The organism is Pseudomyxococcus flavus, assembly GCF_050038885.1.
Classification (GTDB): Bacteria; Myxococcota; Myxococcia; order Myxococcales; family Myxococcaceae; genus Myxococcus; species Myxococcus flavus.
Genome location: NZ_CP143624.1, coordinates 5,106,404 through 5,132,255 on the forward strand (window position 1 = coordinate 5,106,404; position 25,852 = coordinate 5,132,255).

At 68.0% G+C, this 25,852-nt stretch carries 23 protein-coding genes; 13 read left to right on the forward strand and 10 right to left on the reverse strand.

Going from position 1 to position 25,852, the window contains the following annotated elements; translation table 11 throughout:
• Positions 1–23 precede the first annotated feature (23 nt).
• The gene (gene def / locus VZL07_RS21335) at positions 24–557 is read left to right on the forward strand and encodes a peptide deformylase (protein ID WP_426749448.1); all 534 of its coding nucleotides are present in this window, start codon (positions 24–26) and stop codon (positions 555–557) included.
• Here def and nth read toward each other — a convergent pair.
• Positions 511–1,299 (reverse strand): endonuclease III, encoded by a 789-nt coding sequence (nth, locus tag VZL07_RS21340; RefSeq protein ID WP_426749449.1) that lies wholly within the window; start codon positions 1,297–1,299, stop codon positions 511–513. The genes def and nth overlap by 47 nt on opposite strands.
• Between nth and ltaE the strand changes: the two genes are divergently transcribed.
• Positions 1,298–2,323, forward strand: a complete 1,026-nt coding sequence (gene ltaE, locus VZL07_RS21345; protein WP_426749450.1) for a low-specificity L-threonine aldolase — start codon at positions 1,298–1,300, stop codon at positions 2,321–2,323. The genes nth and ltaE overlap by 2 nt on opposite strands.
• Positions 2,324–2,736: 413 nt before the next feature.
• On the forward strand, positions 2,737–3,744 hold the full coding sequence (locus tag VZL07_RS21350) for a M23 family metallopeptidase (RefSeq protein WP_426749451.1): 1,008 nt from the start codon (positions 2,737–2,739) through the stop codon (positions 3,742–3,744).
• A 22-nt stretch (positions 3,745–3,766) separates the two neighbouring features.
• Here the strand turns inward: VZL07_RS21350 and VZL07_RS21355 are convergent, their stop codons facing one another.
• On the reverse strand, positions 3,767–4,036 hold the full coding sequence (locus VZL07_RS21355) for an HU family DNA-binding protein (protein WP_002635502.1): 270 nt from the start codon (positions 4,034–4,036) through the stop codon (positions 3,767–3,769).
• Between the two features lie 432 nt (positions 4,037–4,468).
• Between VZL07_RS21355 and VZL07_RS21360 the strand changes: the two genes are divergently transcribed.
• Positions 4,469–5,923, forward strand: a complete 1,455-nt coding sequence (locus VZL07_RS21360; RefSeq protein WP_426749452.1) for a hypothetical protein — start codon at positions 4,469–4,471, stop codon at positions 5,921–5,923.
• A gap of 9 nt (positions 5,924–5,932) precedes the next feature.
• Here VZL07_RS21360 and VZL07_RS21365 read toward each other — a convergent pair whose 3' ends face one another.
• Positions 5,933–7,096, reverse strand: a complete 1,164-nt coding sequence (locus VZL07_RS21365; protein ID WP_426749453.1) for an alpha/beta fold hydrolase — start codon at positions 7,094–7,096, stop codon at positions 5,933–5,935.
• 93 nt (positions 7,097–7,189) lie between these two features.
• Here VZL07_RS21365 and pssA point away from each other — a divergent pair, with 93 nt between their 5' ends.
• The 4 genes from pssA (at position 7,190) to VZL07_RS21385 (ending at position 11,552) form a co-directional block, all read left to right on the forward strand.
• Positions 7,190–8,062 (forward strand): CDP-diacylglycerol--serine O-phosphatidyltransferase, encoded by an 873-nt coding sequence (gene pssA, locus VZL07_RS21370; RefSeq protein WP_426749454.1) that lies wholly within the window; start codon positions 7,190–7,192, stop codon positions 8,060–8,062.
• A gap of 111 nt (positions 8,063–8,173) precedes the next feature.
• Positions 8,174–9,439 (forward strand): CinA family nicotinamide mononucleotide deamidase-related protein, encoded by a 1,266-nt coding sequence (locus VZL07_RS21375; protein ID WP_426749455.1) that lies wholly within the window; start codon positions 8,174–8,176, stop codon positions 9,437–9,439.
• Entirely contained in the window at positions 9,436–10,989 is a 1,554-nt protein-coding gene (locus tag VZL07_RS21380) for a hypothetical protein (RefSeq protein WP_426749456.1), read from the forward strand. The genes VZL07_RS21375 and VZL07_RS21380 overlap by 4 nt, the downstream gene beginning before the upstream one ends.
• A 56-nt stretch (positions 10,990–11,045) precedes the next feature.
• Positions 11,046–11,552, forward strand: a complete 507-nt coding sequence (locus VZL07_RS21385) for a DUF1285 domain-containing protein (protein WP_426749457.1) — start codon at positions 11,046–11,048, stop codon at positions 11,550–11,552.
• On the opposite strand, the gene recA is transcribed toward VZL07_RS21385, so the two are convergent.
• Positions 11,549–12,580 carry a recombinase RecA gene (gene recA / locus VZL07_RS21390; RefSeq protein WP_426749458.1) on the reverse strand — a complete coding sequence of 344 codons (1,032 nt, stop codon included), beginning with the start codon at positions 12,578–12,580 and terminating at the stop codon, positions 11,549–11,551. The two genes, VZL07_RS21385 and recA, sit on opposite strands and share 4 nt — an antisense overlap.
• Positions 12,581–12,885: 305 nt before the next feature.
• Between recA and VZL07_RS21395 the strand changes: the two genes are divergently transcribed.
• Complete coding sequence (locus tag VZL07_RS21395) at positions 12,886–14,271, forward strand: NAD(P)/FAD-dependent oxidoreductase (RefSeq protein ID WP_426749459.1); 1,386 nt, start codon at positions 12,886–12,888, stop codon at positions 14,269–14,271.
• Between the two features lie 17 nt (positions 14,272–14,288).
• On the opposite strand, the gene VZL07_RS21400 is transcribed toward VZL07_RS21395, so the two are convergent.
• Positions 14,289–15,932 carry a YifB family Mg chelatase-like AAA ATPase gene (locus VZL07_RS21400; protein ID WP_426749460.1) on the reverse strand — a complete coding sequence of 548 codons (1,644 nt, stop codon included), beginning with the start codon at positions 15,930–15,932 and terminating at the stop codon, positions 14,289–14,291.
• 198 nt (positions 15,933–16,130) lie between these two features.
• Between VZL07_RS21400 and VZL07_RS21405 the strand changes: the two genes are divergently transcribed.
• On the forward strand, positions 16,131–16,805 hold the full coding sequence (locus tag VZL07_RS21405) for a hypothetical protein (protein WP_426749461.1): 675 nt from the start codon (positions 16,131–16,133) through the stop codon (positions 16,803–16,805).
• Here the strand turns inward: VZL07_RS21405 and VZL07_RS21410 are convergent.
• From VZL07_RS21410 to VZL07_RS21430, 5 genes are all read right to left on the reverse strand, one after another.
• Complete coding sequence (locus VZL07_RS21410) at positions 16,706–17,329, reverse strand: DUF2378 family protein (protein ID WP_426749462.1); 624 nt, start codon at positions 17,327–17,329, stop codon at positions 16,706–16,708. The two genes, VZL07_RS21405 and VZL07_RS21410, sit on opposite strands and share 100 nt — an antisense overlap.
• A gap of 77 nt (positions 17,330–17,406) precedes the next feature.
• A complete protein-coding gene (locus VZL07_RS21415) occupies positions 17,407–17,907 on the reverse strand; it encodes an ExbD/TolR family protein (RefSeq protein WP_426749463.1) in 501 nt (166 codons plus the stop codon).
• Entirely contained in the window at positions 17,907–18,320 is a 414-nt protein-coding gene (locus VZL07_RS21420; protein ID WP_426749464.1) for an ExbD/TolR family protein, read from the reverse strand. Before VZL07_RS21420 ends, VZL07_RS21415 begins: the two co-directional genes overlap by 1 nt.
• A 124-nt stretch (positions 18,321–18,444) precedes the next feature.
• Entirely contained in the window at positions 18,445–19,128 is a 684-nt protein-coding gene (locus tag VZL07_RS21425) for a MotA/TolQ/ExbB proton channel family protein (RefSeq protein ID WP_426749465.1), read from the reverse strand.
• Positions 19,129–19,199: 71 nt separating this feature from the next.
• Entirely contained in the window at positions 19,200–19,952 is a 753-nt protein-coding gene (locus VZL07_RS21430) for an energy transducer TonB (RefSeq protein WP_426749466.1), read from the reverse strand.
• A 234-nt stretch (positions 19,953–20,186) separates the two neighbouring features.
• On the opposite strand from VZL07_RS21430, the gene VZL07_RS21435 reads away from it, so the two are divergent.
• The 3 genes from VZL07_RS21435 (at position 20,187) to VZL07_RS21445 (ending at position 25,797) form a co-directional block, all read left to right on the forward strand.
• Positions 20,187–23,378 carry a TonB-dependent receptor gene (locus VZL07_RS21435; protein ID WP_426749467.1) on the forward strand — a complete coding sequence of 1,064 codons (3,192 nt, stop codon included), beginning with the start codon at positions 20,187–20,189 and terminating at the stop codon, positions 23,376–23,378.
• A 36-nt stretch (positions 23,379–23,414) separates the two neighbouring features.
• Positions 23,415–24,122: a hypothetical protein gene (locus tag VZL07_RS21440; protein WP_426749468.1), complete on the forward strand. Its 708-nt coding sequence runs from the start codon at positions 23,415–23,417 to the stop codon at positions 24,120–24,122.
• A gap of 130 nt (positions 24,123–24,252) precedes the next feature.
• Positions 24,253–25,797 (forward strand): radical SAM protein, encoded by a 1,545-nt coding sequence (locus VZL07_RS21445; RefSeq protein WP_426749469.1) that lies wholly within the window; start codon positions 24,253–24,255, stop codon positions 25,795–25,797.
• The last annotated feature ends 55 nt before the right edge of the window (positions 25,798–25,852 follow it).

Genomic DNA, 25,852 nt, shown 5'->3' on the forward strand with positions numbered 1-25,852 from the left:
CCGGTGGGATTAAGACGGCGGCCATGGTCCGCGAGATCCTCATCTGGCCCGACCCTGTCCTGAAGCAGAAGGCCAAGCCGGTGGCGAAGGTGGATGACGCCATCCGCACGCTGGTGAAGGACATGTTCGAAACGATGTACTCCGCCGAAGGCGTGGGGCTGGCCGCTCCGCAGATTGGCGTGCTCCAGCGCGTCATCGTGCTGGACACGACGCACAGCCAGCCGGAGCTGAAGCCCGTGGCGATGATCAACCCGGAGATCATCGCCATGGAGGGCGACACCACCTACAACGAGGGCTGCCTCTCCATCCCCGGCGAGTCCGCGGACGTGGATCGTGCCGCCGTCGTCACGGTGAAGTTCCTCGACCCGGACGGCCAGGAGCAGACGATGCGCTGCGAGGGGCTGCTGTCCATCGCCGTGCAGCACGAGACGGACCACCTCAACGGGACCGTCTTCGTGGACCACATCTCCTCGCTGAAGCGGGAGTTCATCCGCAAGCGGATGAAGCGCCTCAAGACTTCGCGCGAGCGGGAGCTGGGCGCGCCGGCTTCTCCGTAGCGTCCGCGACGGCCCGGGCCTTCACGCCCTTCTTCGGGCACAGGTCCGCGACCACGCAGCGCTCACACGCGGGCGAGCGGGCAAAGCAGGTCCGCCGCCCGTGCCACACCAGGAGTTGGTGACCCAGCGTCCACCGCTCCGGGGGCAGCACTGCCTGCATGTCGGCCTCCACCTTGTCCGGGTCCTCCTTCGTGGTGAACCCGAGCCGGTACGCGAGCCGCTTCACGTGCGTGTCCACGGGAAAGGCCGCGTCGCCGCCCAGGTGGATGCACACCACGCCCGCCGTCTTGCGCCCCACGCCCGGGAGCTTCTCCAGGATGTCCCGCGTCAAGGGAACCTGTCCGGCGTGCTCCTCCACCAGGACCCTGGCTGCCGCGACCACATTCTTCGCCTTGGCGCGATACAGGCCGCAGGTGCGGATGAAGGGCTCCACGTCCGACGGTTCTGCCTCCGCATAGGCCTGGGCGGAGGGGAATCGCTGGAAGAGCGCGGGCGTCACCATGTTGACGCGCTTGTCCGTGCACTGCGCGGAGAGCATGACGGCCACCAGGAGTTCCAGGGGCGTCCGGTAGTCCAGCTCGATGCGGGCATCCGGCATGTCCGCGGCCAGCCGGTCCATCACCGTCAGCGCGCGCTTTCGCTTCTCCGCGACCGTCTCACGTCCAGGCACGGCGCCGTTGTATGTCACACCGGCCGACAGCCCAAGCACCGCTTGGGGGCGCGGCCATTCGGGGAGATTCATGAAGCGCATCGACTTCCGTTCTGACACCGTCACCCAGCCCACGGCCGCCATGCGGCGCGCCATCGCCGACGCGGAGGTGGGGGACGACGTCTACGGCGAGGACCCCACTGTGCTCCGTCTGGAAGCGCGGGTCTCCGAGCGGCTCGGCCTGGAGGCCGCCGTGTTCGTGCCCTCGGGGACCCAGGCCAACCAGCTCGCCATCGGCGCGCACTGCCGGCCGGGCGACGAGGTGCTCACCGAGGCCGGCAGCCATATCCTTCATTACGAAGGGGGCGCGGTTCCCGCCTTGTGGGGCGTGCAGCCGCAGCCGCTGCCAGGACAGCGCGGGCTGCTATCGCCCGAGGACGTGCGCGCGGCCGTGCGCGAGGACAACATCCACAACCCCCGTACGCGCCTGCTGTCGCTGGAGAACACGCACAACCGCGGCGGTGGCTCGGTGTGGCCGGTGGAGCGCTTCCGGGCCGTCGTCGAGGTGGCGCGCCAGGCCGGCCTGGCAGTCCACCTGGACGGGGCACGGCTCTTCAACGCCAGCGTCGCGCTCGGGGTGCCTGTCTCCGCCTGGGCGGCGCTCACGGACACGACGTCGGTGTGCTTCTCCAAGGGCCTGGGCGCGCCGGTGGGCTCGGTGCTCGCGGGCAAGGCGGAGCTCATCCGAGAGGCCCGGCGCCTGCGCAAGCGGCTGGGCGGTGGCATGCGGCAAGCGGGCGTGCTCGCCGCGGCGGCGTTGTATGCCTTGGAGCACCACGTCGAGCGGCTGGCGGACGATCATGCGAACGCCCGCCGTCTGGCCGCCGGGCTGGCCGAGCTGCCAGGCGTGAAGGTGGACACCTCGAGCGTGGAGACCAACATGGTCTTCGCCGAGTTCGCGCAGCCCGCGGGCGAGGTCGTGGCGCTGCTGGAGCGGCATGGGGTGCTGACCAACCCGGCGGGGGCGCCGCGCACGCTGCGGCTCGTCACGCACCTGGACGTCTCCGCGGGCGATATCGACGAGGCACTGGCCCGCATCCGCCGCGCGGTGGCCTGAGCGCACGCCCCGCCGGTGTCACGCTTTCGGATAGGCCGCTGGCGCTCACGTCGCCGAGGCACGGGCCCGCATCCGCCGCGCAGTGGCCTGAGCGCACGCCCCGCCGGTGTCACGCTTTCGGATAGGCCGCTGACGCTCACGTCGATGAGGCACGGGCCCGCATCCGCCGCGGAGTGGCCTGAGCGCCCGTGCCGCTGGTGTCACGTTTCCGGACAGGTCGCTGGTGCTCACGTCAACGAGGTACTGGCCCGCATCCGCCGCGCGGTGGTCTGAGCGCCCGCCCCACCGGTGTCACGCTTTCAGACAGGTCGCAGGCGCTCACGTCGGGTGAATGGCGTGTCGGAGAACACCCGGGCACCGACGCGCCGCGTGTGAGGAGCGCGTCGCGCGGGCCATGGTAAGCTCGCGCCGCCGTGCGTCGCTTGAGCCTCCTCACCTTCATCACCGCGTGTGCCTGCGCCGGCCGTGGCGCGGAGCCAAAGATGAGCTTCGAGGAGTTCTATGGCTCCTCGTCTGGGCGCGCTCGCGCGTCAGCAGCGGAGGCCGTGATGCCTCGGACGCGCCCGCCGGCGCCGGCGTCGGTCTCGGAGCTCCACGCCACGCTGACCGCCTTCGCCGCCCAGGCGCAGGCCCTTCGTCAGCAGGTGGTGCGGGGTGGGGCGATGCCCGCGGCGCAGGTGGAGAACTGGCAACAGGTGAACCACGCGCTGGATGGCTTCCTGCAGCGCCCGGTGCCGCTCCTGGGCTCCAGCGACCTGCTGCGCGCCCAGGGCCTCCTGGAGACCGAACTGGAGCGGGACGGGTCCACGTACGGCGACATCCCCGCCTCGCTGGCGGAGGCCGTGGTGTTGCGCGTGGGCCGGCTGGCCGTGCTCACCGCGGAGCTGCGCCGCCTGGAGCAGCCTCCCGAGGTGGCCGAGGACGCCGCTCCACGCTTCGCCTGGCCGCTGGAGCCCGTGTCCGTCACCAGCCTCTTCGGCTACCGCTGGCACCCCGTAACGGGCGTGCACCGGCGCCACCTGGGCATCGACCTGGCGGCCACGCATGGGCAGCCCATCTACACGGCGGACAAGGGCGTCGTCCTCCGCGCCGGTCGCAACGGCGACCATGGCTTGCAGGTAGAGGTCCAGCACGACGGGGGCTGGGTGACGCGCTACAGCCACCTGTCCCGCGTGCTGGTGGACCCGGGCGAAGTGCTGGAGCGGGGCAATGCGGTGGGGTTGGCCGGGGAGACAGGGCTGGCCACCGGCGTCCACCTCCACTTCGAGCTGTGGCGCGACGGCGAGCCCATGGACCCGCTGGAGGCCCTGGGCGACGTCGAGCGCCTCCCGGAACCCACCACACCCGTGGCCCGTGGCCCGGAGGGTGTCGTCTACCCCGCAAAGCATCAGGGGCGCCCCCTTGCGGGTGAGCGCCCCTGAGCGAGTCCCCATCGGGTGCGGCTCAGAGCGAGTTCTTCAGCTCCTTGGCGGGCCGGAAGCCGATGGTCTTCGAAGCCTTGAGCTTCATCATCTCGTTCGTCTGGGGGTTGCGAATCTTGCGCGCCTTGCGCGAGCGAACCGACCAGGTCCCAAAGCCGGGGTAGCTGAAGCGGGCGTCCTTCTTCACCGCCTTGCCGATGTTGGTGAAGACGATGTCGAGAATCTGCGCCGCTGACTTCTTGGTGAGACGTGTCTGCGCCGCCACCACCTCGACGAGTTCTGCCTTGGTCATTACGCCCCTCCGTCCGTTGTCTGGCCTTGAAGTGCTCTAACCCGGCCGGTGGTAACAAATCGCTCTTTTCCCTGTCAATGCTGACCGCGGTTTGGAGCCGGAAAATCGGCCTCCAGACGAAAAGTTGGCCCTCTGAAACACAAGGCGTAGGAAGAGCGTGGCGCGCCTCTTCCGATACATCGTCACAAGCCACTCACGGTGAATTGGAAAAAGCTGTGTGTGATCGCGCTTTCAAGAAAGTCTTTGAGAAATTGATCATTTGCGAAGGGGGGTCTGATCGCGCTTGGGGCCCGCGTGCGGAAAGCCGCTAGGATGCCTGCCTGCGTGCGTTTTCGAACCTTCCTGCCGTTGATCCTGCTGCTCTCCTGCACCTGCCGGGGTCCCTCACGTCGTGAGGGGGGGGCTCCAGAATCCGGCCGCGCCCTGATCTGGGTGGACGCAACCGGCGAAGGGGCGGGGGACGGCTCGCGCGCCCGGCCACTTCGCTCGCTCGCGGAGGCCCTGGCCCGGCGCGGGGCCGCGACGGTGCGGTTGCTACCGGGGCGATATGCGGGCCCCTTCGTGCTCCCACCGGAGGTCCGGTTGGAAGGTCAGGGCGAGGGGGTGGTGCTACATGCGGAGACACCGGACCGCCCAGTGCTGGAGGTCGGTGGAGATGTGTTGGTGTCGGGTGTTGTGGTTGAAGGCGGTGAATGGGGGCTGGAGGTGGCGGGCGGGGCCCAGGTGCACCTGGCGCGGGTGGGCTTCCGCGGTCAGCACACCGGCGCGGTTCGAGTAGAGGCCGGGCGCCTGGAGGTGGAGGACTGCCGGTTCGAGGCCGCCCCGGCGGCCGCGGCGGGCGTGCTGCTCGAAGGCGGACAAGCGCGGCAGGAGCGGGAGCCCGCGGCGCCCGGTGGGAGCGCGGCGCCGCCGGAGGCACCCGGCGCGTCAGACGGCGACCGCCTGCCCCTCGCGGTGGCGGAGGCTCGGATCCGCACGAGCGTCTTCACCGGTCCCTATCGCAGGGCCGTGCGGGCGCGGGGGACGGGCAGCCTCGCCGTCGTGGAGAAGACGCGCTTCACGGGGCCCGCGACGGCGGTGAGCGTGGATGGGGCTCACGCGGAGGTTCGCGACGCCACCGCGGAGGGCGGGCAGGCCGCGGGCTTCTCCGTGATGGAGGGCACGCTCATCCTGGAGGACGTGGAGGTGACGGGCCATGAGTATGGCGTGTCCGCCATGCAGGCGCGCCGACTCGACGTTCGTCGCTTCACCTCGACGCGAGCAGCCAGGGCGGGCATGGGGCTCTCCCTGTCGCGGGCCCTGCTCCGGGACATCGAGGTGCGCGACAGCGGCGCCTATGGAGGGCTCCAGTTCGTGGGCGGGGACCTGGACGTCGAGCGCATCCGGCTGGAGGGAACCGCCGAGTACGGGCTGATGGCGCTGCGCGGGAAGCTGCGGCTGCGCGACGCGACCATCTCCCGGGTGAGCACATCGGATGGCGTCGCGGGGGACGGCCTGCACCTGCGTCAGCTCGAAGCCGACGTGGAAGGCGTCGTGGTGCACGGCGCCCAGGGCGCGTGCGTGCTGGCGGCCCAGAATGCCCGGGTGTCCTTGCGTGACGCGGACCTGGAGGCCTGTGGATACGTGGGCATGCTGACGGACACGCTCGCGCGTATGAGCGCTTCCCACGTTTCGGTTCGCGGTGCGGCAACCGCGCTGGGCGCCCTGGGCGACGGCGAGCTCCGCGTCGATGGCCTCACCGCACGGGAACTGGTGCAGGGCCTCGTCCACGCCGAATGCGGAGGGGCCACGCAGGTCCACGTGCAGGACCTGCGCTCGGACGACACGCGAGGCCTCTCGGCGCCTTGCGTCCAGCGTGGCTCGCAGCGTCCCGCTTCGCCACCGTGAAGCCCGCCATCAGCGAACGGACCGCTCGGGCTCCCGCGGCTCCTCCTCGACCGGGTTCGGCGCGGGCTCGGTGATGACGGTGGGCAGGGCCGAGGCATGCCGCTCCAGCCACTCCCGGATGACGGGGTAGACCTCCGTGGGCGCGCCCTTGCCGAAGACGAGGTCGCCGTGCCCGTAGTTCATCTTGTCGCCATGGTCCGTGCCGAAGATGTGCAGCGTGCGGTCGGGGGCGGTGGCGAGCGCGAACTGGGCCTCCACGTTGGCCGCCGTGGCCAGCCGGTCCGAGCTTCCCCCCATGATGAGCAGCGGGAGCTGGAGCCGGGAGATGCCTGCGCGCCAGTCCTGTGTACGGTCGAAGGAACGGAACGCATCGTGCTCAATCCAATCCTGGAATTGGAGCAGCACGTTGCGGCTCATCGACGACATCATGTTCGCGTAGACCTGCCGCTGGATGCGTGGAGGGATGTGCTCCGGATTCACCAGCAGGTCGGACAAGGGCAGCGTGACGTACCCCAGGAAGGGCGCGAGGCTGGCGCTCATCCACTCCTGACGGAACCGTGCGGGCCAGGCGGCACGCACGCCCATGGAGATGAGGGTGCGCAGGAAGGGCTCGGACTTGAAGTGCACAGGCGCCCCGAGCGCGAGCAACCCCGCGAGCTTCTCGCCATGTGGCCCCTGGGCGACGGCATACCCCACCAGCCCGCCCAGCGAGTGACCGAGCCAGAAGGCCCGCTTCGCACCCGTCTCCTTCAAGGCCAGCTCCAGCAGCGCGGGCCCGTCCTGGCGGATGTGGTCGTCGATGGTGAAATCCGTGTACCGTCGCCCCCGGGGTGGCTGGCGCGAGTGCCCGGTGCCGCGCCACTCCACGCTGAAGCAGTCGAAGCCGGCCTCGGCGAGGTAGTGCGCGACGGAGTAGGGGGGCTCGAAGTCGAAGGTGAACCGGTTCGCCGCGAGCCCATGGCACAGCAGCACCGGCTCCTCGAAGCGCCGCACGGGCGCGCGCCGGGCATGAACCACCAGCTCCCATCCATCCTCACAGCGGGCCCGGAGGACCTGGGGCTGCTCCGTGCGGGGGCGGTACCATCGCCTCACGGCCGCAACCCATAGGACGTTCCACAGGACGAGTGCGACCCCTACGACGAGTACCCACACTGCCCACCGTGAAGCGTCCATGCAGCCTCCTTCTCCAAAATAAAACCCTGCTAAGGTCGGTTCACCCGCCGTCCTGCCGCCGGGAAGTCACGGCCATCAGAGGAAGTCGAGGGAATGATGAAGTTGCGGAAACTGATGTTCGTGCTCCCGAATCTCTTCACCGTCACGTCCATTTTCTGCGGCTTCTACGCCATCACGCTGTGCACGGGAGATGCTGACCCGGTGCAGCTGTATCAGGCAGCGCTGGCCATCTTCTTCGCCATGTTCTTCGACGGCTTCGATGGCCGGGTGGCCCGGCTGACGAAGACGCAGAGCGACTTCGGCGTGCAGCTCGACAGCCTGGCGGACGTCATCTCCTTCGGCGCCGCGCCTTCTCTGCTGGCCTACAAGTGGGCACTCGAGCCCCTGGGGTTCGTGGGGCTGTTCATCGCGTTCTCCTTCGCGGCCTGCGGCGCGTTGCGGCTGGCGCGCTTCAACGTGCTGGCGGCGCGCAACCCCCATGGGGGCGGTGGCAGCTTCTTCGTGGGCCTGCCCATTCCCGTGGCGGCCGGCATGCTGGTGTCCGTCATCATCTCCCACCATGCGGCGACGCAGGGCGAGCCCCTGGCCGAGAGCGCCGTGGTGCCCATGGCGGTGGCCGTGGCGGTCCTCTCGCTGCTGATGGTGTCGACGGTCCGCTACCGGACCTTCAAGGACACCCGGCCCAACCGCAAGAGCGCGCTGGCCTTCATGCTGGTGGTGCTCGGCGGTACCGTGATTGCCACCCAGTTCCACCCCGCCTGGGTGCTGGTGGCGTGCTGTGGGGCCTACCTCGCGCTGGGCCTGGTGGAGTCCGCGGTGCTGGTCCGCAGCCGGCTGGTCGCCCGCAAGGTCGCGGCCCCCTGCGCGGTGGCGGCGGTCGCGGTGGCCACCGTCATCGATGACGAGGGCGAGGACGAAGAGGACGCCGACGCTGGCCAGGGCTCCGACGGCCCCGCCTACCTCTGACGCAGGGGCCGCTGCGTCCTGGCCGGTCTCCATCCGGACCGGGAGGCGCCTGGGCACCTTTCCTCTTCGAGCCGTGCCGCCGCGTCCAGCTGTCGCTAGGATGCGCGGCCCATGCGCGTCGAGCTGCTGTGTACCGGTGACGAGCTCGTCACCGGCCTCATTACGGACACGAACAGCACGTACCTGGAGTCCCGCCTCTTCGACCTTGGCATCAAGGTGGAGCGCGTGGTGCTCGTCGGCGACGTGCGGCCGGACATCACCCAGGCGCTGAAGGACGCCGCATCGCGAGCGGACGTGGTGGTGGTGTCGGGCGGCCTGGGGCCCACGGCGGATGACTTCACGCTCGAGTGCGCCGCCGAGGCCGCTGGTGTCCCGCTGGAGGAAGACGCCCAGGTGCTGGGCTGGCTGCGCGAGCGCTACGCGGCGCGTGGCCTGCCGCTCAATCCAAGCGCCCTGCGCATGATCCGCGTTCCCCGGGGCGCCCAGCCCGTGAGGAACCCCGAGGGCTCGGCGCCCCTCGTCCTGATGCAGCTGGGGAAGGCCCAGCTCTTCTTCCTGCCGGGCGTCCCCCGCGAGTTCCGGGCACTCCTGGAGGGCGAGGTGTTCCCGCGCATCCGTGCCGTGCTGGAGGCCCGGCCTGGACGCACGTACCGCGCCTTCCGGCTGCTGCGCACGGTGGGCATGCCCGAATCGGAGCTCGACCTGGCGGTGGCGCCCGTGGCGCCGCGGCATCCGCGCGTCGTGTTCGGCTTCCGCACCCATGCCCCGGAGAATCACCTCAAGCTGATGGCCGAGGCGGCGTCGCAGTCGGAGGCGGACGCCGCGCTCGCCGCGGCGGAGGCGGAATGCCGCCAGGTACTGGGGACGCGGACGTTTGGCGCGGACGCCGACGAATACGCCGCGGTGCTGCTCGAGCTGCTCCGGCAGGCGGGCGCCACGCTGTCCGTGGCGGAGAGCTGCACGGGCGGCCTCATCGCCCAGCAGCTCACGGCCATCCCGGGCTCCAGCAGCGTCTTCATTGGTGGCGCGGTGGTGTACTCGGAGAAGATGAAGGCCGCCTGGGTAGGGGTGCCTGAGCAGGTCCTCGAGCAGCACACCGCCGTGTCGCGCGAGACGGCCACGGCCATGGCGGACGGGGTGCGCGCCGCCTGCGACACGACCTACGGACTGTCGGTGACGGGGTACGCGGGCCCGGGCGGCGGCACGCCGGAGGACCCGGTGGGCACCGTCTACTGCGCGCTGTCCGCGCCCGGTGTCCCCACTCGCTGTGAGCGCATCTCCGTGACGGGCGACCGCGACCGCGTGCGTCTGTTCGCCGCTTCCCACACGCTGGAAATGCTGCGGCAGCACCTGCTCGCCGCGACTCCCATCCCATGAGCCGTTCCAAGTCCAAGCGTCCCCGTTCGTCCTCCGAGCCTGCTGCCTCCAGCCAGGTCTCCACCGAAGGGGCCCACGCCGCGTCCGCCCCGTCTCAGCCGGAGGCGGCATCCCCCTCCTCCTCCCCCCAGCCCGCCGACGCCGTGCAGGAGGGCACGTCCTCTCCCGTGCCAGGGCCCGAGGCGGCTTCGTCACCGGCTCCCGTGGCATCTCCCGCCCCTGTCGCATCGGGAAGCGTGCCCCTCAGCGCCCTGCGCCTGTGGTTGTCGGCCTACCGGGTGGAGGTGGTGCTGTTCCTGGTCGCCTTCGTCGTGCTGGCCAGCTTCAGCTCCCAACGCTTCCTGCGGCAGAGCGCGGCGCCGCATTTCGTCTACCAGGCCCAGGCCTGGATGGAGGGGCGCCTGGACGTGGATCCACAGGTGCTGCCCAACATGGAGGACTGGGCCTGTGTCCGCGTGGTGAACGGCGAGAAGGTCCGCTGTTCGGGACGACCGCTTTCGACGGACCGCTGGTTCGTGAGCTTCCCGTCCTTCCCCGCCGTGGCGATGCTGCCCTTCGTCGCGCTGCACGGCTACCAGTTCAATGACACCTCGTTCGGCGTCATTGTCGGCGCGCTGGCGGTGGCGCTCTTCTACTCGCTGCTGCGCTTCCTGGCGAAGGAAGGAGAGACGGCGCGCAACCGCAACGAGAACGTCGCGCTGGCGCTCATCCTCGCCTTTGGCACCCTGTTCTTCTATTGCGCCATCCGAGGTGAAGTCTGGTTCAGCGCCGAGGTCATGGGTGTGGCGCTCACCTGCCTCTACGTGCGCAACGCGGTCCGCGCCCAGCGTCCGTTGCTCGCGGGCCTGTTCTTCTCCATGGCGACGCTCACCCGGACGCCGCTGCTCTTCACGGGCCTGTTCTTCGTCCTCGAGGCCCTGTGCCCCGGGCCGGAGCCTCGCCTCGCGCAGCTCAAGGCCCTTTCGCAGAACTGGCGGCCCGCGGCGAGGAAGCTGGGGCTGTTCACGCTCGGCGCCGCGCCCCTGGCGGCGCTCGCGGCCGCGTACAACGTCTATCGCTACGGTCGGCTGAGTGAGTTCGGGCACGCCTACCTCTTCAACAACCGCGTCAACGCGGACATCGACAGGGCGGGCCTCTTCAACTGGGAATATCTGCCGCGCAACCTGGAGGCGGCTTTCTTCAAGCTGCCCTCGGTGTCCTGGTCGCCGTTCAAGCTCGGCTATGATCCGCACGGCTTGACGTTGCTGCTGACGCTGCCGTTGCTCGTCTTCCTGTTGGTGCCGAAGGTTCGCCCGCGCCTGCACTGGCCCGTCTGGCTCACGGTGGCGGTATGCGCGCTGCCCGGGCTCTTCTACCAGAACACCGGCTACATGCAGTTCGGCTTCCGGTTCAGCCTCGACTACACGCCCTATCTGCTGATGCTCTTCGCGCTGGGGGGCTGGTCCTTGCGCCACCGCGCGGTGCTGGCCGCGGTGGCCCTGGGCGTTCTGGTGAACTTCTGGGGGGCCGTGGCCTTCCGCGGCTACACGGAGCTTGTCCGGAACTGGTAGTCGCTTCACCGTCACAGGCTTGAATCCCCCAGGCAACACGCGCAGATAAGAGACGTATGCAACCACCCACCGGACAGCCTCCAGCTGGCAAGCGCTGGCATACCCGCGAAGACAGCGGCATTCGCCTCGATGCCGCGATGCGCTGGTGGCACGACGACGAGCCCATCCTCCATCCCAAAATCATCGAGCTCTTCAACGCCTCCCTCGTCCTGGACGAAGCGGGCCGGTACCAGCTACGCATCGGCAACGACTGGTGCTTCGTCCAGGTGGAAGGGGCGGCGTACGAGGTGCGGACGGTGGACGTCACGCCTGACGAGCGGGTGTCGGTGCGGCTGAGTGACCGCACCGCCGAGGCCCTGGACCCCTCGAGCCTGCACCTGGACGCCGAGGGTGTCCTGTCCTGCCGCGTGAAGCAGGGACGGGCCCGGGCGCGCTTCTCACGCGACGCCCAGTACCAGCTGGGACAGCTCCTGGAAGATGGTGAGGGGGGCGGACTCGTCCTGTGCGCCGGCCAGCGCAGGGTCGCAGTTCCCGTCGCGCTGGAGGCCCTGGCGTCCTCCTAGGCCGCGGCTTCCACGGGCGCCGGCGAGCCTGCCAGGGCCGCCGGCTTCCCCGTGAGCTCCTTGGCGAGCGCCTCCAGCACGTCCGGATGCTCGCGCAGCCACTCGGCGGCACGCTCACGCCCCTGGCCGATGCGCTCGCCACGCAGGCTGAAGTGGCTCCCGGACTTCTCGATGAGGCCCATGGCTACGCCCAGGTCGAGCACCTCACCCACGCGGTGGATGCCGCTGCCGTACATCAGGTCGAACTCCGCCTCCTGGAAGGGGGGGGCCACCTTGTTCTTCACCACCTTCACGCGCGCCTTCGAGCCCACCACGGCGTCGCCTTCCTTGAGGTTCCCCGTCCGCCGAATCTCCATGCGCACGGAGGAGTAGAACTTCAGGGCGTTGCCACCCGTGGTTGTTTCGGGGTTCCCGAACATCACCCCAATCTTCATTCGAATCTGGTTGATGAAGATGATGCACGTCCCCGAGCGACTCACCGCGCCCGTGAGCTTGCGCAAGGCCTGACTCATCAGCCTCGCCTGCACGCCCATGTGCGCGTCCCCCATCTCGCCTTCGATTTCCGCCCGAGGCACCAGGGCCGCCACCGAGTCGACGACGATGAGGTCCACCGCCCCCGAGCGCACGAGCTGCTCGGTGATTTCCAGCGCCTGCTCTCCGGTATCGGGTTGCGACACCAGCAGCTCCTCCACGCGGACGCCCAGCTTTCGCGCGTAGGACACGTCCAGCGCATGCTCCGCGTCGATGAAGGCCGCCACGCCGCCGGCTGCCTGCACCTGCGCAATCGCGTGGAGGGTGAGCGTCGTCTTGCCCGAGGACTCATTGCCGAAAATCTCCACCACGCGTCCCCGGGGATACCCGCCCACGCCCAGCGCCCGGTCCACGCCCACCGAGCCCGAGGGGATGACCGCCACCTTCTGCTCGCGGGCATCCCCGCCCAACGTCATCACCGAGCCCCGGCCGAACTGCTTTTCGATGCTCGCCACCGCCGCCGCCACCGCCTTCAGCTTCTCCGTCAGCTTGCTCATTGCGTCTGCCGCTCCCTCGCCGCCCTGCCTGGGTTGAGTGCTGCGCCTCGCCATGCGTCCGTGTGACGGGCTGGCGCAGCGAGCGGGCAGGTGAGCAACGGCCATGCCGCAGGGCTCCTCCTCTTGGGAGGGCACCTGCTCGTGTGAACGGGCGTCCAGCTGCATGGCTGTACGTCCAGAGTGGCGGAGTGGGTGCGGGACGCTCCAACCGTCGCATGAGGAACAGACATGGGAGCGCATGGCCGGTCGCATAGCGCATGGCGCTTTGCGTTGAAGTTGAGCGGGACAGGCATGAGCTTCCTTGCGTGAGCCCGAAATCAAAGCGCGAAGACCTGCCCCATGTGGTCATCCTCGGCGGTGGTTTTGCCGGCCTCTATGCCGCGCGGCACCTCTACAAGGCGCCCGTGCGCGTCACGATGGTGGACCGGCACAACCACCACCTGTTCCAGCCGCTGCTCTACCAGGTGGCCACGGCGACGCTCAGCCCCAGCGAGATTGCCGCCCCGCTCCGGGCCTTGCTCGGCCGCCACCAGGTGGCGGTCGTCCTGGCGGAAGTGACGGGCGTGGATACCGCGGGCAAGCGCGTGCTGCTCTCGGATGGGGAGCTGAAGTACGACCACCTCATCATCGCTACGGGGGCGACGCACTCGTACTTCGGCAATGACGCATGGGCCCGATTTGCGCCCGGGCTGAAGTCCATCGAGGACGCGGTGGAGATTCGCCGCCGCATCCTGGTGGCCTTCGAGCTGGCGGAACGCGAGCCGGACCCGGAGATTCGCCGCGCGCTGCTCAACTTCGTCATCATCGGCGCGGGCCCCACGGGAGTGGAGCTCGCAGGCTCGTTGGCGGAAATCAGTTGTCACTCGCTCCTGGGCGACTTCCGCAACATCGACCCGCGTGAGGCGCGCATCATCCTCATCGAAGGGCTGAGCAGGGTGCTGCCCGTCTATCCCGAGGATTTGTCGCTCAAGGCCCGACGCACGCTGGAGAGGCTGGGCGTCGAGGTTCGCACGGGCGCGCGGGTGACCGACATCACCGAGCAGGGCGTCTTCATCGGAGCCGACTTCATCCCCGCGCGGACGGTGATATGGGCGGCGGGGGTCGCCGCGTCGCCCGTGGCGCGCTCCCTGGGCGTCGAGCTCGACCGGGCCGGCCGGGTACTCGTCACGCCTGAGCTGACCTTGCCAGGCCACGACGATGTCTTCGTCGTGGGAGACCTGGCGTTGCTCAAGGACGCCGAGGGGAAGCCCGTGCCAGGGCTGGCCCCGGCGGCGATGCAGATGGGCAAGCACGCCGCCCACAACATTCGCCGCCGCTTGCAGGGCAAGCCCATGGAGCGCTTCACCTACTGGGACCGTGGCTCGTATGCGGTGATTGGCCGTGGACACGCGGTGGGCATTGCCTTCCGCCGCTTCAAGCAGTCGGGTTACAGCGCCTGGTTGGCCTGGCTGCTCATCCACATCACCTTCCTCATCGGCTTCCGGAGCCGGCTGGTCGTGCTGCTCGACTGGGCCTTTTCGTACCTGACGTTTGGCAAGTCGGCGCGCATCATCACCGGGCCATCGCCCCGGCTGGACCGGCTGCAGCCGGCTCATGCCCTGCCTGAGGGCGGTGGGGCCTCGTCGGTACCGGAGACCCGCATTCATGCCACGGCGTCTCATCCGGAGCCTGCAACGCCCGTGACACACTGAAGCGGAAGTCGGGGACCTCAGCCTTCGAGGTCTCCCGGCGGGCCGGCTGTTTGGGAGGCCGTGAGGCTCCGCCATACAGCGTCATCCTGCTGGGCGCCGGGAAGGGCCGCCGGGCGCTTGTTCTGAATCCAGTCCCGGCGGTCCAGCATCCGGCAGCTGATGGCGAGCTGCATGTCCACGTCCTCGATGCGGCCATGCCCCTCGAGGTCCGCTCGCGTCAGCGCAAGCTTCATGATGCGGTCATGGGCCCGCGCAGACAGCCCGAACCGCTTCACCGCCCGTTGCAGCATGTCTTCGGCACGTGGGCTCATGACGCAGTGCCGGCGAAGCAGGTGAGCGGGGAGCTGCGCGTTGCAGTGCACTCCCGGCTCGTCCCGGTACCGTGCGCGCTGGCGCTCGCGCGCGGCCTGGGCGCGCTCGCGATAGTACTGGCTGGGCGGCTCAGTCGCCGTCGACCGGGCCAGGTGGTGGTACTCCACAGGGCGCGTCTGCAGGCTGATGTCGATGCGGTCCATCAGGGGGCCACTGACGCGGGTGAGATAGTCGAAGACGCGCTGCTCACCGCAGGTGCAGGGACGGTTCGGGACGTTGTGGTACCCGCAGGGGCAGGGATTCATGGCCGCCACCAGCATCACCCGGCAGGGATAGGTGATGTGCTGATTGGCGCGGGCCAGGTGGATGACGCCTTCCTCCATGGGTTGGCGCAGCACTTCGAGCACGTTGCGCCGGAACTCGGGAAGCTCGTCGAGGAACAGCACGCCGTTGTGCGCGAGGGAAAGCTCGCCGGGGCGCGCAGTGGGGCCGCCGCCCACGAGGCCCGCGTCGGAGAGGGTATGGTGGGGCGCTCGGAAGGGGCGCTCCCGCATCAGCGAGTGGCCTTCACCCAGCAACCCGAGCACCGAGTACACCTTCGTGACCTCCATGGCCTCGGTGAAGGTCATCTCCGGGAGGATTCCGGGCAGGCGCCGAGCCAGCATCGTCTTCCCTGAGCCGGGCGGCCCGGACATCAGGATGTTGTGGCCGCCCGCTGCCGCGATTTCCAAGGCAAGCTTCAAGTCCGCCTGTCCCCGGACGTCGGACATGTCTGGCGCTTGTCCCCGGGATTCCACGCGCCCCGGTGTCTCGTCGGGAGCGTAGGGAAGGATGGGGCGGGCCCCCGTCAGGTGGTCCACGGCCTCCCGCAGCGTATGGACGGGCAGGACGCGCAAGCCCTCCACCAGCGAGGCCTCCGCTGCGTTGGCCGCGGGCACCATGACGCCCTCGAAGCCGCCTTCATGCGCCGCCACGGCCAGGGGAAGCACCCCCTTGATGGGGCGGATGGCGCCGTCCAATGAAAGCTCACCGCCAAAGAGGAGCCGTCCCAGCGGGCCCTCGTCCATGAGCTTCGCCGCGGCCAGGACGCCCAGCGCGATCGGCAGCTCGAAGGCGGCGCCTTCCTTCTTCAGGTCGGCCGGCGCCAGGTTCACGGTGATGCGCTTCTGGGGCAGCTCGAAGCCCGTGTTCTTCAGTGCCGAGATGACGCGGACCTTCGACTCGCGGACCGCGCCCTCTGCCTGTCCGACGACGCTGAAGTAGGGCAGGCCGAGCGCCATGTCGACCTCGCACTCCACCACCACCACCTCGATGCCCATCAACGCCCCCGACCGCACTCTCGCCAGCATGTCCCGCCCTCCCCACCGTGTCGTGGGGCCGGCTTCAGCAATGGATGTACCGGGGCCCACCCGAGGCGTAGGCACGGACGCGCCAATCCCACGCGGCGGATGCCCATCCGGGGCTGCGGAAATCGGATTTCAGCGGCGACGCATTTCTGAACCTGGGGCTAGCCAGGCCCTGACGAGTCCGGTAGCGTTCCTCCCACCTTGGGGGACACGATGGGGGCAAAGGTCGCAGTGCAATCGGGGGTCGTTCATCCACGTCGGCAGCTCCGCATCCGCAGGGCGGACATCAAGCGCGGTCAGCGGATGAAGCTGGCATTCGGAGTCTTCCGCTTCTGCCTCTACGGCATGGTGGGACTGAGCTCCGAAATCTTCTTCTACAACCTGGTGCGGATTGCCCGACACGTGCCGTTCCTGGAGGCGCTCTTCCGCTTCCAGTGGCAGGTGGATGAGCGGCTGGGGCTCAACGGCATCTGGGATACACCCATCGTCACTGCGTATGGGCAGTGCTCGCTGTGGATGTTCCTCATCTACGGGGTGGCGTGCTTCTGCTTCATCGAGCCGCTGTATCGCCGGATGGTGTACCAGCACGTCGGCCTGCGCGCGGCCGTGTATGGCGTGGTCATCCTGCTCTTCGAGGGCTTCTCCGGTGTGGTGCTGGAGCGGCTCACCGGGTACCGCATCTGGTTCTACGCGGACGAAGGCGCCATCCTCTGGCAGATGACGTCGCTCTACATCCTGCCCATCTGGATGGTGACGGGCCTGCTGGCCGAGTTCATCTACAGGGAGCTGATGGACCCGGACCTCCTGGCGGCCTTGGAGTCCCCGCTGCCCGCGACGCCCGAGGAGACCGAGGCCTCGTTCCAGTTGATTCGGTAGACGCAGGCGTGGCCGTCGTAGCCGGACATCTCGATGAGGATGTCCTGGGCGCCGGCCACCCGCAGCCCGGCGTGGATGATGCCCGCGGTGAAGGCGGGGTAGGGGCCCACCTCGTTCATCCACAGCTCGAACTGGGTGGGGGCGAGCTCGCGCAGCTTCGACTCGGTGTAGTTGTTGCCAGCCCGGAAGTTCTGCGTGGCGCGCATCAGCGTGCGCCGGGGTCCTAGAACGCGCAGCAGCGACAGCACGGCGCGTCCCAGCATCGTCTCGCGGAAGCCTTCGATATAGGCCTCGCCCAGCTTCCACGTGCCCTGCTCGAGGGGGAGCTGGGGGTAGAGCTCCTCCGAGGTGATGCGGAGGAACGTCATCCACGCGTCGAACGCGTAGGCCGGCCGGAGCTTCTGGTCCACATCGAGCCCTGCCTGGCGCAGGCGCGCCTTGCACTCGGGCGTCAGGCGCCCGTGCAGCGCCCGCAGGAACAGGGCTTCGATGGTTTGCTCGAAAATGAGAAGCTCGTCGGCCATGAGGAGTGAACTCTAGCCGACGAGCTTCTCGATGTGAACCGCGGACCCACCTGGAGCGTAGGCCCCAGGGGAGATTTTCAGGGCGCCGGGGCGGGCGGCGGAGTCGGCGTGTCGACGGAGGTGCCCTGGATGATGGCGTTCTGCGGGAGCTCCGTGGCCATGCCGAGGACCTTCGCGCCCGCGGCCTTGGCGCCGTCCAGCGCGGTGATGAGCCGGCCGTAGTTGGTGGCGTCATCCGCCATGAAGAAGACGACCTTGTCGTCCGCCTTCTTCGCCGCCAGCATGCGCTTGAGCCGCGTCACGTAGTCGGCGGCCGCGATTTTCTCCGTGTTGATGGAGTAGCCGCCGTCCTTGTCGAGCTGCACCACCAACTGCTGGTCGTCCGGATCCGGAGGCGTTGGATCCTGCTCGACCTCGGTGTCCGGCACGCGCACCACGATGTCCTTCTCGAGGAGCGGGGTGACGACCATGAAGATGATGAGGAGCACCAGCACCACGTCGACCAGCGGCGTGACGTTGATCTCCGAGTTCGGCTGCGACTGGGGCTTGACCCACTGTCGTTGCTTGCGGCCGGCCATTACTTCTTCTCCTCGACGCCCAGGGAGATCTGCTTGGCCTTGGACTTGCGGGCCACGTCCAGCACCTTGCGCACATCGCCGACGCTGAGCGCGTTGTCACCCTTGAGCAGGATCTTCTTGCCCGGATTCTTCACCATCTCCTCGGTGAGCTTGTCCTGGAGTCCCTGCTCGTCCACCTGGTCGTTCTCCACGAACACCTTCTTGTCCGGGGTGATGGAAAGGATGAGCGGATCCGAATCCGATTTTCCTTCCTTCTCGATCTCGGTGGCCTTCGGGAGCTCCACGGACTTGCCACGCTGGAGCATCGGGGTGACGACCATGAAGATGATGAGGAGCACCAGCACCACGTCGACCAGCGGCGTGACGTTGATGTCGCTCTTGACGCCCCCTTTGGGGCCTGCTGACATTCCCATGTCTTTACCTGTTTCCTGGTAAGGAGGTGCCCGCCTTCATGGAGCGTCTCCAGCCCCCCGAAGAAGAGCTGGAGACGTACTCACAGAAGGGCATCGGGTCGTCCCCGGCCTCGCCCGTGACGGCTCAGGCCGCGTGCGAGGAGTGCGCGCCACCGCCCAGGTGACGGGCGACGACGTCCAGGAACTCGTTGGACGACTCGGAGATGTCCACCGAGCGCGCGTCCACCCAGCCCTGCAGGAAGTTGTACGCCATCACGGCGGGGATGGCCACGAGCAGACCGAAGGCCGTGGTGATGAGCGCCTCGGCGATACCGGCGGAGATGGTGCCCAGACCGCCGGAGCCGGCCGCGGCCATCAGCTGGAAGGCGTTGACGATACCCATCGTCGTGCCGAGCAGACCGACGAACGGGGCCGTGGAGCCAACCGTGGCCAGCAGGCCCAGGCCGCGCTTCATGCTCTGGACCTCGCGCTGGGCCTGGCGCTCGAGGGCGCGCGCCACCGACTCCACCGCCACGTCCTTGTTGTTCGGGCTGATCCGGTACGCCGTCAGGCCGGAGTTGATCACGCGGCCCAGGTGGCCCACGTCCTTGCCCAGGTTGGTGTTGGCGGCCGTGTTCAGGTCGCCCTTGGCCAGGATGGCACCCATCTTCGCTGCGAAGTTGCGGCTGTCGGACCGCGTCTTGCGGAAGACGATCATGCGCTCCGCCATCACGACCAGCGAGGCGATGGACATGATGCCCAGGGTGAAGATGATCATCCGGGCGAAGAGGCCCGTGTGCTCCCAGATTTCAGCAAGAGTGAATTGCATGGTTGGGTTGAGCGCTCCTCCTCACGAGCGCGGGTTTGTCGGCAGTACGGCTCTAAACGACGCGCCCGGAGTCAGCGCGGCAGCTTGAAGTTCAGGGTGAAGGTGTAGTCCACCTGGACGGGACGGCCCTGGAACGTGACCGGCTTGTAGCGCGACGACGACAGCGCGTCCAGGACCGCCCGGTCCATGTGGGGCAGGGGCTTGATGATCCGGCAGTTCTCCACTCGACCTTCCACGGTGACGATGCACTTCACGATCATCGTTCCCTGGACGCGAGCCTCGAGTGCCTCACGAGAATACTCAGGGGTCGGACCCGACAGCTTCTCCGGGCGCGTCATTCCCGCGCCGAAGGGAAGCACCTCGGTTCCCGTCCCGCCAAGCTGGCCGCCGACCACGCCGCCAATCACACCACCGACAACGCCACCCACGACGCCGCCGACCACGCCACCTTCCACGCCGCCTTCGACGGCTTCCTCGCTGGCCTCTTCTTCAGCGGGAGGCTCCTCGGAGGGCTCCACCTCCTTCGGGACCTCCTTCGGAATCTCCTTCGGCTGGACGATGGCGTCCGGCTTCTTGGGCTTCTTCGGCTGCGTCTTCGGCTTGCTCGAAGACGCGGGAGGAGGGGGCGGAGGCGGGGGCGGCGGAGGCGGTGCCATGGTCGCCTTCAGCGTGACCTCAATCTCCTTCTCCTCCACTGGGGGCGGCCGCGTCGACAGCCACACGGCGAGGCCGAACAGCGCCACGTGGAGGATAACCGAGACAGTAGCCCCGACGCCGAACCGCGACTTGGGCCCCTGACCACGGTCAAGGACTGAATCGAACATGCACTAGACTCCTCTTCACCAGTGGTCACCCATCGACGCCGCCCAGCCCCGATGAAAGGGCGCGCTACCATACAGAAACGCGTTCCGGGTTCAAGCAAGCACGGTCGACGGGAGTGGCGTGATCGGGCAATTGCCCCACTGGTCACCAAAAAGCAACGGTCTATTGACAACTGCTAGACCTCGGCTATTTTCCCGGGTCATTTTCACTTGCAGCCCACCTTGGAGGGGTCTGGTATGCACTTGAACCGAGTGCTCCGGGAAACCGGAGTTGTTGTCGCCGCAGGTCTGCTTTACGGATCGGCGGCTTTCGCACAGTCGAGCACGATCATCGGTACGGTGATCGACGCTCAAAGCCGGCAGCCTGCCGCTGACGTCGTGGTGACCGCGACCTCGCCCAACCTTCAGGGCGAGCAGGTGGTCGTCACCGACGCGCAGGGTAACTACCGCATCCCCCAGCTGCCGCCCGGCGATTATACGCTGCGGTTCGAGAAGGAGCAGTTCAAGCCGTACGCTCGCTCCGCTATCCAGCTGCGCCTGAACCGGACGATCCGCGTCAACGTCGAGCTGCTCCCCGAGGCGCTCGGTGAGGTGGTGGAGATCGTCGGTGCGCCCCCGACCATCGACGTGGGCTCCACGCAGATGGGCGTGAACGTCGACCAGGAGTTCATCAAGCGCATCGCCGTTGCGCGTCCGGGTGGTAAGAGCGGCGGAACCCGCTCCTTCGAGTCCCTGGCCGAGCTCGCGCCTGGCGCCCAGAACGACGAGTACGGCGTGTCCATCAACGGCTCGACCTCGCCCGAGAACGGCTACGTGGTGGACGGCCTGTCCACGAACGACCCGGCCTTCGGCGTGAATGCCAGCCCGCTGAGCATCGAGTTCGTGCAGGACGTGAACATCATCACCGGCGGTTACATGCCGGAGTTCGGTCGCTCCACGGGTGGTGTCGTCAACGCGGTGACCCGGTCCGGCTCCAACGAGTTCCACGGCTCCGTGTTCGCCAACTGGACGCCGGGCTCGCTCGAGGGAACCCGTAAGGAGATCCGCTCGGAAGGAACGGTCATCACGGGTCAGAACCAGCTGAGCAACCTGGGCGACTTCGGTGCCACGCTCGGTGGTCCGATCCTCAAGGACAAGCTGTGGTTCTTCGCCGGCTTCGCGCCGTCGTTCACCCGTTACCAGCACACCCGCACGCTGAACGCGCTGCGCGTGGACGCCGAGGGCAACCCGGTCGTCGACGAGGAGACGGGCTTCTCGCTTGCCGATCCGATCCCTGGCTCCGCCCGGAACTACTACGCCGACTCCCGTACCATTCAGTACATGGGTAAGTTGACGTACCTCATCAACCAGGACCACAACGTCTCGCTCGCCCTGAACGGCACCCCGACCACGTCCGGTGGCCTGGGCAAGCTGTCCATCGATCCCCGCTCGGGCGGCCTGCCCGGCGTGCTGGCGTCGCGTCCGGGTGACTTCGGTCTGACGGAGACGAACGCGAACACCACGTCGCTGGCCCTGAAGTACGCCGGTGCCTTCGCGGACAAGAAGGTCCTCGTCGACGCGAACCTCGGCTGGTTCCACCAGACGGCGTCCACGCTGCCGGGTGACGGCAGCAAGCTGGGCAGCACCACGGGGCTGGCCGGCTACTCGCGAATGGCGTACATGAACCCGCGCCCGCTGACCTTCTTCGAGGCGCTGCCCGCTGGACAGGAAAACGCCTGCGGCACCACCGATGAAGAGCGGATGCTCCGCTGCCCGGTCCAGAGTTACACGGTGGGCGGCCCCGGCTTCATGAGCGAGCAGACGCTGGACCGCTACCAGATCAACGCGAAGGCCACGTACCTCCTGAACGCCCTCGGCACGCACGTGCTGAAGGCCGGCTTCGACACCGAGTTCCTGGTGTTCGATCAGGTCAAGGCCTACGGCGGTGGCGTCTACTACCAGGAGGCTGATGGTGGTTGGACGGGCGAGCAGGGGCCCGCGGTTCAGGACTATCGCCGCTACGGCTACCAGACGGGGCCGGACTCTCACGTCAGCCAGTTGACCCAGATCGCGAAGACCACCAGCACCACGGTCGGTGGCTTCCTCCAGGACTCCTGGTCCATCGCGAACCGGGTGACCCTGAACCTGGGTGTCCGGTACGACGTGCAGGCGCTCTACGGTGGCAACGGCGACCTCTCACTGATCCTCGGCAACCAGTGGTCGCCGCGTATCGGCGCCGTCGTCGATCCGTTCGCCAATGGCCGTGCCAAGGTGTTCGTGAACTTCGCCCGCTACTACGAGCAGGTTCCGCTCAACCTGATGGACCGTGCGTTCCCGGGTGAGAACCGCATCACGTCGGTTCAGCGCATGGCCGAGCCGGGCCAGGGCTCCGCGACGGCTTGCGACCCGTCCAGCTACGAGAGCCAGCGCGCCACGTGCGGCACCGGGACCAACCTGCTCGCGATTCCAGAGTCCCAGCGCAACGTGAACCGCTTCTACACGGGCGGCACGACGGGTGGCACGCCGGTCGACCCGGACCTGAAGCCGCAGTCCTCCGACGAAATCGTGGTGGGCGGTGAGTACGAAGTGCTGGCGAACACCCGCCTGGGTGCGAGCTACACGCACAAGGACATGAACTCGGTCATCGAGGACATGAGCCGTGACGCCGGCAACACGTACTTCCTCGGTAACCCTGGCAGCGGCTTCGCTCAGGAGTTCCCGAAGCCGACCCGCAACTACGACAACGTCACGGTCTACCTGAACCGTACGTTCTCTGACGGCTGGCTCGCCCAGGCCAACTACACCTGGTCGCGTCTGCACGGTAACTACCCCGGTCTCTTCCGTCCTGAGACGGGCCAGCTCGACCCGAACATCCTCTCGGACTTCGACCTCATCGAGCTGCTCGAGAACCGCACCGGTCTGCTGCCGTTCGACCGCACGCACCAGATCAAGATCTTCGGTGCGAAGGAGTTCAACATCACGAACGCCCTGTCGGCGAGCCTGGGTGTCTCCTACCGCGGTAACTCTGGTACGCCGATCAACTACTACGGTTCGCACTGGGGTTACGGCCCGGACGAGTCGTTCGTCCTGCCCCGTGGCGCTGGTGGTCGTACGCCCTGGATCAACACCATCGACTCCAACATCGGCGTGAACTACCGCGTCGGCAAGGACAGCGTGGTGTCCTTCACCCTGGACGTGTTCAACCTGTTCAACTTCCAGGGCGTCACGGGCGTGGACCAGACGTACACCCTTCGCAACATCAAGCCGATCCCCAACGGAACGCCTGCCGATCTGGAGAACCTCCCGGGCCGCGTGGAGTTCCAGGATGAGCGTCCCCGTCCGGGGGCCCCGTTCGGCAGCGTCGAAGGTGACGTGAACCCGAACTTCAAGAACCCGACCGCTTACCAGGCGCCGCGCCAGATCCGTTTCGGTGTCCGGTATACGTTCTAGTCCCTGGCCCCATCACTGAATCGGAACTTCAGTCACATGACCAAGAACATCATCAACACTGCGTTGGTTATCCTGGGCTCGGGCGCCTTGCTGACCGGCTGCGACTTCGATCAGCCAGAGACCGAGTGCTTCGTGCAGGGGTCGCAGAACTGGGCCGTGAAGTACGAGCAGGTCACAGCGCCGACGAACCAGGCCGGAGAGTCCTGCGAGCTCGACGTGCCTCGGGCCGAGCTGCTTGGTGTCTACAAGTACGTGGACCCAGAGACCGGCATCTCGCAGCTTGCGCTGCGTCCTGACACGCTCGCTGCCTACGCTGAAGAAGACGAAGCGAGTGAGTCGACTGACCAGACGGCACTGGGGCAGTTGGGTGAGCAGGACGAGCAGGACTTCTGCACTGCAACCAACTTCAACGAGGCCTTCGTCAACGATGTTGAGACCGGTAACGTCATCCGGTACGCGTTCTCCAACGTGAGCGTGTATTCGGCGGCTGTGGCTCCCGGTACGCAGATCACGGGTGAGTTCACGTACACCAGCAATGGCTGCACCGGGACGTACGTGATGAGCGGCCTGTGGCCGGCGACTGAATGCCACACGAACGCCCAAGACCCCGCGGACGCTTGCGGTGAGGGGTCGGGCATGAACCCGGAGCTCGCCGTCGAGTGCCACGCGCTCAATCCGGACGACGAGGAAGACCCGACGTACGGCTTCTGCGTGCCGGCGAAGACCGTCCCGTCGTTCAAGTAGTCAGAAAAGTCGTCTGCTGAACCGCGCCACCCAGCCTGGGTGGCGCTCCTCGGCCCCGGCGGTCTCTCCCCACATGGGAGTGGCTGACCGGGGCCGCGGTGTTTAGAAGGCTGGACCTGTCTGGAGGAACATGGAGGGCCGTTACTCACTCATCGAGCGCGTTCGCACCCTGCTGGCGGACGAAGAGGGCACGCTGCGCAAGGCGGCGCCCTACCGGGTGGCCCTCTGCTACCCGAGCCCCTACCACGTGGGCATGAGCTCGCTCGGCTACCAGGCCATCTACCGCGAAATCCACGAGCACCCTGGCGCCACCGCCGAGCGTGTCTTCCTTCCGGATGATGTCGAGGCGTTCAAACGTACCCGGACGCCGCTCTTCACCTGGGAGTCACAGGCCGCGGTCGCCGACTTCGACATGCTGGCCTTCTCGGTGGCGTACGAGCTGGAGCTGACCGGGTTGTTCTCCATGCTGGAGCTGGCGGGCCTGCCCTTGCTGGCGGAGGAGCGCCGTGATGGCCGCTATCCGCTCGTGGTGGGGGGCGGACCCCTGACCTTTTCCAACCCCGACCCGCTGGAACCCTTCGTGGACGTGCTCGTCCAGGGCGAGGCCGAGGACCTCATCCATGTCCTGATGGATGCAGCGGCCTCCATGGAGCGCGAGGCGCTCCTGGACCATCTGGCGCGCATCCCGGGGTTCCGCGTTCCTGGCCGGGGCGGAGCGCGTTATCACGTGGCCAAGGCAACGGACTCCCGGTTGCCTGCCCGCTCGCAAATCGTCACCCCCCACACCGAGCTGCGTTCGATGTTCCTCATCGAGCCGGAGCGGGGGTGCTCACGTGGCTGTCACTACTGCGTCATGCGCCGCACCACGAATGGCGGCATGCGCACGGTGCCCCCCGAGCGGGTGTTGTCCCTGATTCCAGCACATGCCCGGCGGGTGGGATTGGTGGGCGCGGCGGTGACGGACCACCCTCGCATCGTCGAGCTGCTCCGGACGATTGTCGAGTCGGGGCGCGAGGTGGGCGTGTCCTCGCTGCGTGCGGACCGATTGACCCAGGCGTTGGTGGATCAGCTCCGGCGGGGCGGAGCCACGAACCTCACGGTGGCGGCGGATGGGCCCTCGCAGCGGCTGCGGGACATGGTCGACCGGAAGCACTCGGAGGAGCAGATCGTCCGGGCCGCGACGTTCGCCCGGACCGCGGGGATGAAGCAGCTCAAGGTCTACAACGTCGTGGGGCTGCCGACGGAAGAGGACGCGGACATCGACGAGCTGATTCGCTTCACCACCGAGCTGTCGCGCATCCTCCCGGTGGCGCTGGGCGTGGCGCCCTTCGTGGCCAAGCGGAACACCCCGCTGGATGGCGCGCCCTTCACGGGCATCCGCGAGGTGGAAGGGCGGCTGGAGCGGCTGCGCAAGGGGCTCCGGGGCCGGGCCGAGGTCCGGCCCACGTCCGCGCGCTGGGCGTGGGTGGAGTACATGCTGGCCCAGTGCGGCCCGGAGGCGGGTCTGGCCGCCATGGACGCCTGGAAGGCCGGCGGCAGCTTCTCGGCGTGGAAGCGGGCCTTCGAGGCCCGGGGCTGTGAGCCGTACCTGGCTCGGCGAGTGGAGGACGGGCGCCGCAACCCCGTCCTGTGGCCCACCGTGCCCCGGGTTGCGCCTCCGGCGTCCGCCGCCTGACGTGTGGTTGCACGTGGAGGTGCACCTCCGGCCCGGCTTCCGCTAGAAGGCCGCT